The following is a 12,897-nucleotide window of genomic DNA, read 5'->3' as shown; positions in this document are numbered from 1 at the left end:
GGCAAATCCTATCACAAGGAGAAGGCTGTGACCTATTGGCTGGCGCGCGCGCGGACCGTGCAGGAGGCGGGTGTGCTGACGCGCTTCGATCCTGCCTATTGGACGGTCAATTTTCCGCGACCGATGATGGCGAGCGTGGTCACGACTGCGCCGGATGCCCCTTCGACAGGCTCAGGACAGGGGCTGCGCGTCGATGCGGTGTTCTACCGGCAAAACGATCTGGCGGGGCTGATCTGGGAGAGCGTGGACCGGCACGACCACCCGCTGCTCGCCTATGAGACCAGCCGTGATTATCGCGGGTGCCGCCTCAGCTTTCGCTGGCGATCGTCGGGGGTGCTGGCGCTGGATGCGGTCAACGGCCCGGTGCTTACGATCGAAGGGCGCGACGCGAGCGGCGCCGCGCGCGCCTGGTACGTGCGGTTGTGGAACTATGCGCAGGGGACGGCGGAGGATTGCGTCGTTACCATCGATTTCGCCAGCGTGGCGGGCGGCTTCCTGTTGCCGGGCGAGGCGGACCCGGTGTGGGCGGGCGATGTCGACCGGATGTTCGTGAGCCTGGTGCCGCCCGGCTATAGCGGGGCGGACGCGCCGCTGGCGGCGCCGGTCGAGGGCTGGGTCGAGCTGAGCGACGTTGCGGTCACCGGGCCGGGCGCGGTGCTGGCGATCGGCGATGTCGTGGTGCCCGAGCACGGGCTGTCGATCTGCAGCGGCTATGACGACAGCTATCACCTGACGCCCGCGCGGCTGCTGCGCAACGCGCTGCAGCTCGGCTATCGCGGGGACATCGTCCACTATGTCGGGATGAGCCATTATTTCCGGCTCGAGCCGCTGGGCGGAGGCTATTATGTCAGCCTTGCCGGCGGGGTGCTCAACGCGCCGTGCGCGGCGTGGCATGCGGATTTCGCGGTGCGGGCGAAGCGACAAGGCTTCGGCGTGATCTGGTCGCTGTCCTACGAGCTGTTCGATGCGCATTGCTGGAACGACTGGAAGCAGCGCGCGCAGGACGGGTCGCCGGCGCTGACCGGATGGGAGCCGCCGTCTGCGCTGCTTTCCCCCGCGCATGGGGGCGCGATGAACTATCTGCGCACGGCGGCGGGGGCTTTCGTCGGGATTGCCCACGCTGCCGGGCTGGCCGTGAAATTCCAGGTCGGCGAGCCGTGGTGGTGGGTGATGGCCGATGGCCGCCTGTGCATCCACGACGATGCGGCGCGTGCGGCGCTCGGCGATCCGCCCGAGCAGAATGTGCGCGGCGCGCCCGACAGCGCGGTGCTGGATGCGGCGGGGGCGTTGCTCGCGGCATCGACGGCCGCGCTATGTGCGGCGGTGCGGGCGGTGGCGCCGGACGCGGTGACGCTGTTGCTCGCCTACCTCCCTACGGTGCTGGATCGTGCGGCGCCCGAGCTCAAGCGCGCGAATCTGCCGGTTGGCTGGGCGTCGCCCGCCTTCGATGTGCTGCAGCTCGAGGATTATGACTGGGCGGCGGCGGGAAACGCCGTGGCGAGCGCGCGCGGGGTGGCGCTGGCGCAGGAGCGGCTCGGCTATCCGGTCGCGCGACAGCATTATTTCGCGGGGTTCGTGCTGAACCCGGAGGATGCGCAGCAGTGGCGCGGGATTGCCGCGGCGGCGGAAGCAGCGCGGCGGCGCGGGGTGGCGGCGACGTTCGTCTGGGCGCTGCCGCAGGTGATCCGCGACGGGTTCGTCCATTTCGATCAGGAGGAAGAGATGCAGGCGTTTGACGATGTGCTGTTCCCGATCGCGCTGGGGCGCGAGGCGGAGGTGGCGCCCGAAGTCTCGACCGCGATCCTGACCAGCGCGGGCGGGCATGAGGCGCGCAACGCCGCCTGGGCGCAGGCGCGCACCCGCTACGACGTCGGGCCGGGGGTGCGCGGGGAGGAGGATATCCAGCGGCTGCTCGCCTTCTATCGCGCGCGGATGGGGCCGGCGCGGGCGTTCCGGCTGCGCGACCCGTTCGACGATTGCTCGAACGATGGCGGCGAGCCGGGGGCGAGCGACCAATTGCTCGGCGGCGGCGACGGGGCGCGGCAGGCGTTCGCGCTGGTGAAGCATTATGGCGGCGTGGTGCGGCGGATCACCCGACCGGTCGCGGGGAGCGTGCGGGTCGCGCTGGACGGCGAGGAGACGGTGGCGTTCGAGATCGGCGCGGGCGGCGTGGTCGTGCTGGATGCGCCGCCGGACGCGGGGGTGGTGGTGACCGCCGGGTTCCGCTTCGACGTGCCGGTGCGCTTTGCCGAGGATTCGCTGAGCGTGAACCGCGCGACCTTCCTGGCGGGGGCGGCGCCGAGCGTGCCGTTGGTGGAAGTGCGGGAGGACTAGGTGACTGGGCCTTTCGACGGTTGCAGGTTTCCGATCGTCCGGCTGCCTTCGTCACAATGGCCATCGCCGCCGCAGCGATATTCGCGTTCGATGAGCGAACGGAGTTCATCGAGGCGCTTGCAGCTTGCCCCCATTTCCACCTCGAATTGCACGGGGGGCTGCGGGCTCAGCTGGTACGCCGTGCGAAGATATTCGGTGATTTTCGCTGCCGAAGCGGGTTTGCCCATCCAATAGGTCTTGTCGTTGCGGTCGAGGGTCACGACCACGGATGCCGCCATAAGTCCGTGCGGATGCGGTTCGCCCCAGGAGGCGCGGGGCGGCGTGCAGGCGCGCGGTGGCTCGGCTGGTGCGCATGCTGCCACCATTATGCTGGCTAGCAGGATGGTGGGGCGGATGCGGCGCATTGCCGATTGCTAGATCGGACGCGCGAGCGCGGCAATCGCGTTCCCAATATGGCTGGACCGCCATGGGTGCGCTGGCGGCGCGGTGGACCCCGGCACGAGGCCGGGCTGACAAATTCTACAAGATTGGAGGCGGTATGGATTGGCTTGCCGAACCCCTTGCCACGATCGCCTATTGCTGGCGGATCGAGCGGCGGGATGGGGTGGCGATCGGGCTGACGGCGCATGATCGCGACCTGGAGATCGAGGGATTTCGCTATCGCGCGGCGCCGGGGATGACGCCGTCGGCGGTGCGGCGCAGCGCGGGGTTCGATGCCGACAGCATGGACGTGACCGGCGCGCTGAGCGGGGCGGCGATCGGGGAGCGTGATCTGCTCGCCGGGCGCTGGGACGGCGCGCGGGTGGTGCTGTTCGCGGTCGACTGGAGCGATCCGGTGGAGCCGGTGCCGCTGGGCGAGGGGACGATCGGTGCGGTCGAGCTGCGCGACGGGACGCTGACTGCGGAGCTGCGCGGGGTGGCGGCAGCGCTGGAGGCGCCGGTGGTCGAGGCGACGTCGGCGGAGTGCCGCGCGGAGCTGGGGGACAAACGGTGTCGCGTCGCGATGGCGGGGCGGCGGGTGCTGGCGCGAGTGCTGGCGGCGGACGGGGCGGTGCTGACCCTCGATACCGCCGAACCCGTCGCCGGTGGCTGGGGCGGCGGTCGGCTGCGCTGGATGGGCGGGGCAAATTGCGGGCTGGGCGATACGGTCGCGCTGTCGGCGGGTGCGCAGGTGACGCTGCGGCGGCCGCCGCGGTTCGATCCGCTGGGGGCGCTGGTCGAGGTTAGCGAGGGGGGCGACAAGTCGATCGCAACCTGTGCGGCGCGGTTCGGCAATGCCGCGAATTTTCGCGGCGAGCCCTATCTGCCCGGAATCGACCTGCTGACACGGTATCCGGGGGCATGAGTCCGATCGAGCGGGCGCGCGGCGCGATCGGGGCGCGGTTCCGGCTGCACGGGCGTGATGTCGCGCACGGGCTGGATTGTGTCGGGCTGGCGGGGCTTGCCTATGGGGCAGAGGTGCCGCGCGGCTATGCGCTGCGCGGGGGATCGGCGGAGCGGATCGAGGCAGTGGTGCGCGCGGCGGGGCTGGTGCGCGTCGAAGATGGGCGGCCGGGCGATCTGGTGCTGTTTCGCGCGGGCGCCGGGCAGCTGCATCTGGGAATCGCGAGCGAGGATGGCGTGATCCACGCCGATGCGGGTCTGCGCCGCGTGGTCGAACGGCCGGGGGCGCCGCCCTGGCCCGAGCTGGCGCGGTGGCGGCGGGAGGACTGAGATGGCGACGTTGGTGCTGACTACGGTCGGCGGGATTTTCGGCGGGCCGATCGGCGCGATGCTGGGCGGGCTGGTCGGGCAGAGCGTCGACCGGGAGCTGCTGTTCAAGCCCAAGGGGCGCGAGGGACCGCGGCTGACCGAGCTGGCGCTGCAGACGTCGAGCTATGGCACGCCGATCCCGCAGCTGTTCGGGACGATGCGCGTGGCGGGGAGCGTGATCTGGGCGACCGACCTGGTCGAGCATCGCCAGCGCGAGGGCGGCAAGGGACGGCCGACGGTGACCAGCTATAGCTATACAGCCTCGTTCGCGGTGGCGCTGTCGGCGCGGCCGATCCTGTCGGTCGGGCGGATCTGGGCGGACGGCAAGCTGTTGCGCGGGGCGGCGGGGGACTGGAAGGCGCGGACCGGGTTCCGGCTGCACTTGGGCGGCGAGGACCAGGCGGTCGATCCGCTGATCGCTTCGGCGGAGGGCATCGCGCTCGCGCCCGCGCATCGCGGGATCGCCTATGCGGTGTTCGAGGATCTGGAACTCGCCGACTATGGCAACCGCATCCCCTCCCTGACCTTCGAGGTGACCGCCGATACCGGGCCGGTGAGCGCGGGCGCAGTGATCGAGCAGGTCTCGCGCGGGGCGGTGCTGGCGGGCGAGGGCGGGCCGGCGATCGGCGGGTTCTCGGCCTATGGCGGATCGGTGCGCGCGGTGGTGGAGCCGCTGGCACAGGCATGCGGCGCGTGGCCGGTGATCGCCGACGGACGACTTGCGATGGCGGCGGGGGACGGGGCGTCGATCCCGGTACGCGACCGCGGCGCAGACGCGCGCGGGCAAGAGCGCAGGAGCATCGCAACGCCGGATCGCGCGCCGCGCACCGTGACGCTCAGTCATTACGATCCCGCGCGCGACTATCAGGCGGGGGTCCAGCGCGCGAGCTGGGGCGGGGGGCAGGACCGCGAGCTGCGGATCGAGCTGCCCGCAGCCCTGTCGGCATCGCACGCCAAGCAGCTGGCGCACGCAGCGCTGTCCCGCGCCGATGCGGATCGCACGCTGCGCACGGTGGCGACGGGGTGGGAGGGGCTGGCGATCGTACCCGGCGCGCGCGTGGCGATCGACGGGGAAAGCGGGCGCTGGCGGGTGGTCGAGACGCGGATCGAGGCCGGTGGGGTGCAGCTTCAGCTGGCGCCGCTCGCGCCTGCCGCGCTGGCGGCGCCCGCGGTTCCGGGGAGGGTGATCGGGGCGCCCGACGTGGCACAGGGGCGGACGATTGTGCACGCGTTCGAGCTTCCGCCGCTTACCGATGGCGCATTGAGCGCGCCGCGGGTGCTGGTTGCCGCAAGCGGCGACGCACCCGGCTGGCGCAAGGCCGTCCTGGCGACGAGCAGCGATGGCGGCGCACGTTGGGAACCGGCGGGAGCGACCGCGCAGCCCGCCGTGATCGGCGCCGTGGTGACCCCGGCGGGAGCGGCGAGTGCGGCAATCGCGGATCGCCGCTCACGATTGGTCGTGGCGCTCGCGCACGAGGAGATGGCGCTCGGCGACGCCGATCCGGAGGCGCTGGCGTCGGGTACCAATCTGGCGCTGGTCGGCGACGAGCTGATCCAGTTCGCGCAGGCCGAGCCGCTTGGCGGCGGGCAATGGGCGCTGACCGGACTGTGGCGCGGTCGACGCGGGACCGAGGATGCGATCGGGACCGGGCGTTCCGGCGATCGGTTCGTGTTGATCGAGGCGGGCGCGATCATGGCACTGGATGGACTTGCGGGCATCGGCGCCACGCTGACCGTCATGGCGACGGGTGTCGGCGATCCGGAAGCGGTCGAGACGCAGGCCAGCGTCACCGGCCGTTCGGTGACGCCGCCCGCCCCGGTGGCGCTGCATGCCGTGCCCATGCCGGACGGCGGGCGCAGGCTGCGCTGGACGCGCCGGAGCCGGATCGGATGGCGGTGGAGCGACGGCAGCGACGCGCCGTTGGGCGAAAGCGTCGAGCGCTATCAGATCCGCATTCGCCGTGCCGGCCTGCCCGATCAGCTGGTTTCGGCCGACCTGCCGGAACTGATTCTGCCGTCCGAGGGGGTCGGAACCGGCGCCCTCACCATCGAGGTCAGGCAGGCAGGCGATCTGGGCCTGTCGCCGGCCGCGATCCTTGTCCTCGATAACGAACCGGAGTGAGCGATGAACCACAGCGCGCGATTCGCGCTGCCCATGCTGCATGCGGGGCAGGCGCAGAAGGAAATGTTCCACAATGAGGCACTGACGATCATCGATATCCTGCTGCACGCGGGCGTGAAGGCAATCGCGCTCGATGCGCCGCCGATCGACCCGCAAGCGGGCGCGGCGTGGGTCATCGGCACGGCCCCGCTCGATGCATGGAGCGGGCACGAGTCGGAGATCGCCGCCTGGACGGAGGGCGGGTGGCGGTTCCTGCCGCCGACTTCGGGAATGACGGTCTGGGTGGAGAGCGCCGGGCTGTCCGCAAGGTTCGCCGATGGCGCATGGGAGATCGGAACCGTCGTCGCCGAACGCGTGGAGATTGGCGGCAACCGCGTGCTGGGCCCGCGTCTGGCGGCAATCCCTGCGCCCGATGCAGGCACCACTATTGACGCGGAGGCGCGAACGGCGATTAATGCGGTGCTGGATGCGCTGCGCGCGCACGGGCTGATCGCTGGCACCGAACTGTGACGTTACGGCAACAGTCCCCGGATTTTGTTCGCTTGCGCGGAAACTTTCCAAGGGTTAGGAAGTTAGCGCTGTCCGAAGTGGCAACCTAAGAAAGGGGAATATGATGCGGAAGCTGGCCATAACTCTGGCACTTGCTTCGACCGCTCTGAGCACGCCCGCCCTCGCACGCGACGACGCGTGGTACGTGGGTGTTGAAGGCGGCGCGATGATCGTCGAAGATATCGATTACGACATTGGTGCAACGAGCGACGCGGGTCGCGTTGACTCGAACACCGGCTGGGATGTCGGCGGCACGATCGGCTACGATTTCGGCGGGTTCCGCGCCGAAGCCGAAGTCAGCTATCGTCGTGCGACCGTCGATACCTATGCGTCCTCGCTGACCACGCCGTTCTTCACGCCTGGTGGCGCTCTTTCGAACATCGGCGCCGGCACCTTTGACTATGCCGGCGGCACCACCAGTGCGCTGAGCTTCATGGTCAACGGCATGCTGGACTTCGGCGACGATGACGGCATCCAGGGCTTTGTCGGCGGCGGTGTGGGCGTTGCCCGCGTCAAGGCCGACTATGCGATGACCACCAACGGCGCGTTCCTCGACGATTCGGACACGGTCTTCGCATGGCAGGCAATTGCCGGTCTGCGTCAGCCGATCACCGACAACATCGACGTGACGCTGAAGTATCGCTTCTTCAACGCGGACAACGTTCGTCTGGTCGACGTGACCGGCCGCACGTTCGACGGTGGCATGCGCACGCACAGCTTGCTGGGTGGCGTGACGTTCAACTTCGGCGCGCCGGCTGAACCGCCGCCCCCGCCGCCGCCGCCGCCGCCGCCTCCGCCGCCGGCACCGACCCCTCCGCCTCCGCCGCCTCCGGTGGTGTGCACCCCGGGGCCGTACATTGTCTTCTTCGAGTGGGACAAGTCGGACATCACGCCGGAAGCCGCAGGCATCCTCGACAACGCCATCTCGGCCTATCAGGATTGCGGCAACGCGCAGGTTATGCTTGCCGGCCACGCCGACAAGTCGGGCTCGGCCAGCTACAACGTCGGCCTCTCGCAGCGTCGTGCGGACTCGGTCCGTGCGTACCTGACGGGTCGCGGCATTGCCGATGGCGTGATCAGCTCGGAAGCGTTCGGCGAGAGCCGTCCGCGTGTCGACACCGCCGACGGCGTGCGCGAACTGCAGAACCGCCGCGTGGAAATCACTTACGGTCCGGGCTCGGGCATGTAAGCCGCGCGGTCCGTTCTACGGATCGACAAGAATTGGGGAGGTCGGGAAACCGGCCTCCCTTTTTCTTTGTGTCACACAGGCGAGCGTGAGGCGGATGTGCTTGCGCGATGCGCAGCCAGACTCTCAAATGGGCGCATGATCGGTTCCGCCCCTGCTTCGTCGATCGCCGGACATGCGCGCGACCCGATGCGGTTCGCCACGCATGGCGCCCAACGCAGCGTCGGCTCGGCCCTGCCCGTGCTCGGGGACATTCGGCAGGCGCTCGCCCCGCTACCCGCCGACCAGCCCGGCTTGCGGCTTCATGAGATTCGGGGCCTCGTCCCCCTGCTCGGAGCGGACGGTGCGATCGGATCGCACGTCGCACGATTTACCGGCGGGTCGCCGCGACCGGTCCGCGCGGTGCTGTTCGACAAGAGTGCGGCGACCAACTGGTCGCTCGCCTGGCATCAGGACCGGACACTCTGTGTGCGGGAGCGCCGCGACGTCGCGGGATTCGGCGCATGGACGATCAAGTCCGGGCTGCTCCATGTCGCGCCGCCCTTCGAATTTCTCGAGCGCATGGTGACGATCCGCATTCACCTGGACGATGTCCCCGAAGACAATGCGCCGTTGCTGATCGCGCCGGGATCGCACCGCTTCGGGGTGGTGCGCGAGGAGGCGATCGACACCGTCGTCGCACACTGCGGGATTGACGCCTGTACGGCGCGGGCGGGGGACATCTGGTTCTATGCCACGCCGATCCTGCACGCATCGCAGGCGGCCGTGCGACCGCGGCGCCGACGGGTGCTGCAGGTGGATTATGCGGCGTTCGATCTGCCCGGCGGGCTGGAATGGTCAGGCATCTGACGCGAGTGCGTCCGCCAGCCAGCCAGGGATGAGCGCGTCGCCCAACGCCTCGACCCGGCGATGCTCGACCATCAGGCCGAGATCGGGATAGCTGGCACGGGTGCGGTCGCCGGGCTCGGTAAGCGGCGCCACCACGAGGCGGCGATTGACCTTGGCCCGCCAGTTCATCCGCGCGGTATTTTCCTGGCCGACATAGCAGCCCTTGCCGAAGCTGACTCCGTTCAGCTCGGCGGCATTGCATTCGAGCCAGAGTGTCTTGTCCTGACCCAACTCGTCCGCCCCCTCGGTCACACCGAGCCGCAGCCGATGTTCGCGCCAGCCGGTCGCGGCGTCGCCCTCCGCTTGACCCAGCCAGCGCCAGCCGAGTTCGGCTAGGCGGGGGTCGGGATCGCCTTGTCCGGGCGACGCGGACCAGTGCACACCGCCCGCGACCGCTTCGATCGTGATCGGTCGGCGGAGGCGATAGATGGACAGGCGCCGGATCAGGGCATCGCGCTGGGTCGCCTCGCAGTCGATCAGCACGTCGGCATCGTCCGCCCACAGGATGAAGTCGAACAGCGCCTTGCCCTGCGGGGTGAGGAGTGCGGCCCATTGCGGCGCGGCGGGCCGCACGGCGTTCATATCCTGCGTCACCAGCCCTTGCAGGAAGCCGCGCACATCTTCGCCGGAGACGCGGACAAGCGCGCGATCGGGGAGCAGGGTGGCATCACTCATGGCGAACAGGTAGGAGGCGGGACAGGCAAGCGAAAGAGGCAGAGATGGCGACGTTCGATCTGAAGCTCACCGGTGGCACGGTGCATCTGCCCTCGGGCCCGGCGCAGGTCGATGTCGGGGTGCGCGACGGCAAGATCGTGGCGATCGGCGCATCGGGCGATGCGGGCGAGACGATCGATTGCACGGGCCTCGACGTGCTGCCTGGCGTGATCGACAGCCAGGTGCATTTCCGTGAGCCGGGGCTGGAAGCGAAGGAAGACCTGGAATCGGGCAGCCGCGCGGCGGTGCTGGGCGGGGTGACCGCGGTGTTCGAAATGCCGAACACCAAGCCCAATACCGACAGCGCCGATGCGGTGAACGACAAGCTCACCCGCGCGAAGGATCGCATGTGGTGCGACCATGCCTTTTACGTCGGCGCGACCAACAATAATGCCGAGCACCTCGCCGAGCTGGAGCGGATGCCGGGCACGGCGGGGGTCAAGATCTTCATGGGTGCGTCGACCGGCGACCTACTGGTCTCGGACGACGCCAATCTGGCGCGCGTGCTGGCGAGCGGTCATCGCCGCGTCGCGATCCATGCCGAGGACGAGTTCCGGATGAACGACCGCGAGGGCGAGCGGGTGCCGGGCGATCCGTCGAGCCATCCGGTGTGGCGCGACGACGAGAGCGCGATCCTGGCGACGCGGCGCATCCTGAAGCTGGCGCGGGAGGCGCGGCGGCGCATCCATGTGCTGCATGTGACGACGCCGGCGGAGCTGGAACTGCTCGGCCAGCACAAGGACATCGCGACGTGCGAAGTGACCCCGCAGCATCTGACGCTGGCAGCGGAGGACGCCTATCCGCGCCTTGGCAGCTATGCGCAGATGAACCCGCCGATCCGTTCGGCGGCGCATCGCGACGGGCTGTGGCACTGGCTCAACCAGGGCGTGCCCGATGTGCTGGGATCGGACCATGCGCCACACACGATCGAGGAAAAGGCGAAGCCCTATCCGTCGTCGCCGAGCGGGATGCCGGGGGTGCAGACGCTGCTGCCGCTGCTGCTCGACCATGTCGCCAAGGGGCGCACGACGCTCCAGCGGCTGATCGACCTGACCAGCGCGGGGCCGCAGCGGGTGTTCGGGCTGGTCGGCAAGGGGCGGATCGTGCCCGGCTATGACGCGGACTTCACGGTGGTCGATTTGAAGAAGCAGTGGACGGTGGAGGAAGGCTGGCTGGCGTCGCGCTGCGGCTGGTCGCCCTTCACCGGGGACCAGCTCACCGGCAAGCCGATCGGCACGATCATCCGCGGGCGCAAGGTCATGTGGGACGGGCAGCTGGCGAACAGCGCACACGGGCGACCGGTGCGGTTCGAGGCGGTCGAGTTCGGGTGATCGGCCCGGCACTTCTCGATTTCGCTCAAGCCTTGGCGGAGCGGATCGAGGAGCGGTTTGGACAGCCGGCCGCCTGGGCGTTCGCGTTTGCGGTCTGCGTCGGCGTTCCAGTTGCGGCGGTCGCGATCGCCATCTGGTGGTACCTCGGCTGACGACCTATTCCGCCGCGTCGGCGACCGCCTCGCGCTCGGCCTGCTGCCGCGCCCACATCTCGGCATAGGTGCCGCGCAGCTCGAGCAGCTCGCCATGCGTGCCCTGTTCGACGATCCGCCCTTCCTCCAGAACGACGATGCGGTCGGCGTTGACCACGGTCGACAGGCGGTGGGCGATGACGATGGTGGTGCGGCCGCGCTCGATCGCCTCCAGCGTGTCGAGGATCTCGGCCTCGGTGCGGGAGTCGAGCGCGCTGGTCGCTTCGTCGAGGATCAGGATCGGCGGATCCTTCAACAGCGTGCGGGCGATCGCGACGCGCTGCTTCTCGCCACCCGACAGCTTGAGGCCGCGTTCACCGACGCGGGTGTCGTAGCCGTCCGGCATGCTCTCGATGAAGCCGGCGATCGCTGCGCCACGCGCGGCCCGTGCGATGTCCTCCGCGCGTGCGCCCTCCCGGCCATAGCCGATATTGTAGCCGATCGTGTCGTTGAACAGCACGGTATCCTGGGGGACGATCCCGATCTGCGCGCGGAGCGAGGCCTGCGTGACCTGGGCGATGTCCTGCCCGTCGATCGTCACGCGCCCGCCGGTCAGGTCGTAGAAACGGTAGAGAATGCGTGCGAGCGTCGACTTGCCCGCACCCGAGGGACCAACGATCGCGATCGTCTGGCCAGGCCGGATGACGAGATCGATGCCCTTCAGAATGTCCCGATCCCGATCATAGCCGAAGCGAACATCCTCGAACCGAACCTCGCCGCGATCGACCACCAGCGGCGGCGCGGCGGGGACGTCCTTCACTTCGGCATCGGTGTCGATCAGGTCGAACATCGCGCCCATGTCGATCACGCCCTGCCGGATCGTGCGATAGACCCAGCCGAGCATGTCGAGCGGGCGGAACAGCTGGCTGAGCAGGGTCGAGACGAACACGACATCGCCCGCCGTGAATTTGCCGGTGGACCAGCCCCAGGCGACCACCGCCATCCCCGCGCCGAGCATCACATTGGTGATCAGCGACTGGCCCATGTTGAGCCAGGCGAGCGAATTCTCGCTCTTCACCGCCGCGCTGGCATAGGCCTCGACCGCTGCGGAATAGCGATCCGCCTCGCGCTTTTCGGCGTTGAAATATTTCACCGTCTCGAAGTTGAGCAGCGAGTCGACCGCGTGCGCGACCGCGCCGGTGTCGAGATCGTTCATGCGCGTGCGCAGCTTCGCGCGCCAGTCGGTCACCCAGCGAGTGAAGGCGATGTAGATCACCACCATCGCCAGCGTCGATGCGACCAGCCACCAGCCGAACTTGCTGCCGAAGATCTGCAGCACCATGCCGAGTTCGAGTACCGTCGGCGCGATGTTGAACAGCAGGAAGTAGAGCATCGAATCGATGCTCTTGGTGCCCCGCTCCACCACCTTGGTCACCGCCCCCGTGCGGCGCTCCAGGTGAAAGCGCAGCGAGAGCTGGTGCAGGTGGCGGAAGGTGACGATGGCAAGATTGCGCGTCGCGTCCTGCCCCACCTTTTCGAACACGGTGTTGCGCAGATTGTCGAACACGGTGGTGAACAGGCGGGCCGCGGCATAGCCGACCACCATCAGGATGACCAAGGTCACCGCCCCGCGCTCGCCGATCGCCATGGCGTCCACCGCCGCCTTCAACGCATAGGCCGCGCCATAGACCTGCACGACCTTCGACAGCAGCACGAGGCACAGCGCACCGACGATGCGCGCCTTCAACCCCGGCGCGCTGGCAGGCCAGAGATAGGGAAGGAACCGTCGTAGCGTCGCGAACATGGGACGTTCGCCGCCGACGGGCGCGGTATCGGGAGGCATCCGCGTAATCTGGGGCCGCGCACCCGCCGAATCAACGCTGCATGAAA

12 protein-coding genes are annotated in these 12,897 nt (G+C 69.1%); 9 read left to right on the top strand and 3 right to left on the bottom strand.

Annotation, left to right across the window (positions count from 1 at the left end; all coding sequences use genetic code 11):
* Positions 1-27 precede the first annotated feature (27 nt).
* Positions 28-2,334, top strand: coding sequence for a DUF2460 domain-containing protein (locus ABS767_RS03095; protein ID WP_408076901.1), 2,307 nt, complete (start codon positions 28-30; stop codon positions 2,332-2,334).
* On the opposite strand, the gene ABS767_RS03090 is transcribed toward ABS767_RS03095, so the two are convergent.
* A complete protein-coding gene (locus tag ABS767_RS03090; protein WP_408076900.1) occupies positions 2,331-2,738 on the bottom strand; it encodes a hypothetical protein in 408 nt (135 codons plus the stop codon). The two genes, ABS767_RS03095 and ABS767_RS03090, sit on opposite strands and share 4 nt — an antisense overlap.
* A gap of 134 nt (positions 2,739-2,872) precedes the next feature.
* Between ABS767_RS03090 and ABS767_RS03085 the strand changes: the two genes are divergently transcribed.
* The 6 genes from ABS767_RS03085 (at position 2,873) to ABS767_RS03060 (ending at position 8,792) form a co-directional block, all read left to right on the top strand.
* Positions 2,873-3,679: a DUF2163 domain-containing protein gene (locus tag ABS767_RS03085; protein ID WP_408076899.1), complete on the top strand. Its 807-nt coding sequence runs from the start codon at positions 2,873-2,875 to the stop codon at positions 3,677-3,679.
* A complete protein-coding gene (locus ABS767_RS03080; RefSeq protein WP_408076898.1) occupies positions 3,676-4,047 on the top strand; it encodes an NlpC/P60 family protein in 372 nt (123 codons plus the stop codon). The genes ABS767_RS03085 and ABS767_RS03080 overlap by 4 nt, the downstream gene beginning before the upstream one ends.
* A 1-nt stretch (position 4,048) precedes the next feature.
* Positions 4,049-6,208, top strand: a complete 2,160-nt coding sequence (locus ABS767_RS03075; protein ID WP_408076897.1) for a phage tail protein — start codon at positions 4,049-4,051, stop codon at positions 6,206-6,208.
* Positions 6,209-6,211: 3 nt separating this feature from the next.
* On the top strand, positions 6,212-6,718 hold the full coding sequence (locus ABS767_RS03070; RefSeq protein ID WP_408076896.1) for a DUF2793 domain-containing protein: 507 nt from the start codon (positions 6,212-6,214) through the stop codon (positions 6,716-6,718).
* A gap of 103 nt (positions 6,719-6,821) precedes the next feature.
* Positions 6,822-7,946, top strand: coding sequence for an OmpA family protein (locus tag ABS767_RS03065; RefSeq protein WP_408076895.1), 1,125 nt, complete (start codon positions 6,822-6,824; stop codon positions 7,944-7,946).
* 135 nt (positions 7,947-8,081) lie between these two features.
* Positions 8,082-8,792 (top strand): phytanoyl-CoA dioxygenase family protein, encoded by a 711-nt coding sequence (locus ABS767_RS03060; RefSeq protein ID WP_408076894.1) that lies wholly within the window; start codon positions 8,082-8,084, stop codon positions 8,790-8,792.
* Here the strand turns inward: ABS767_RS03060 and ygfZ are convergent.
* Complete coding sequence (gene ygfZ, locus ABS767_RS03055; RefSeq protein WP_408076893.1) at positions 8,781-9,506, bottom strand: CAF17-like 4Fe-4S cluster assembly/insertion protein YgfZ; 726 nt, start codon at positions 9,504-9,506, stop codon at positions 8,781-8,783. The genes ABS767_RS03060 and ygfZ overlap by 12 nt on opposite strands.
* A gap of 44 nt (positions 9,507-9,550) precedes the next feature.
* Between ygfZ and ABS767_RS03050 the strand changes: the two genes are divergently transcribed.
* Together ABS767_RS03050 and ABS767_RS03045 are read left to right on the top strand one after the other, a co-directional pair.
* A complete protein-coding gene (locus tag ABS767_RS03050; RefSeq protein WP_408076892.1) occupies positions 9,551-10,876 on the top strand; it encodes a dihydroorotase in 1,326 nt (441 codons plus the stop codon).
* Positions 10,873-11,028: a hypothetical protein gene (locus tag ABS767_RS03045; protein WP_408076891.1), complete on the top strand. Its 156-nt coding sequence runs from the start codon at positions 10,873-10,875 to the stop codon at positions 11,026-11,028. The genes ABS767_RS03050 and ABS767_RS03045 overlap by 4 nt, the downstream gene beginning before the upstream one ends.
* Before the next feature lie 4 nt (positions 11,029-11,032).
* Here ABS767_RS03045 and ABS767_RS03040 read toward each other — a convergent pair whose 3' ends face one another.
* Positions 11,033-12,850 (bottom strand): ABCB family ABC transporter ATP-binding protein/permease, encoded by a 1,818-nt coding sequence (locus ABS767_RS03040; protein WP_408076890.1) that lies wholly within the window; start codon positions 12,848-12,850, stop codon positions 11,033-11,035.
* Between the last annotated feature and the right edge of the window lie 47 nt (positions 12,851-12,897).

Origin of the sequence: Sphingomonas plantiphila, assembly GCF_046000505.1 — a bacterium.
In the GTDB taxonomy this organism is placed as follows: Bacteria; Pseudomonadota; Alphaproteobacteria; order Sphingomonadales; family Sphingomonadaceae; genus Sphingomonas; species Sphingomonas plantiphila.
The sequence above is the reverse complement of the archived record's forward strand: the minus strand, read 5'-3'. Positions and strand labels throughout refer to the sequence as shown.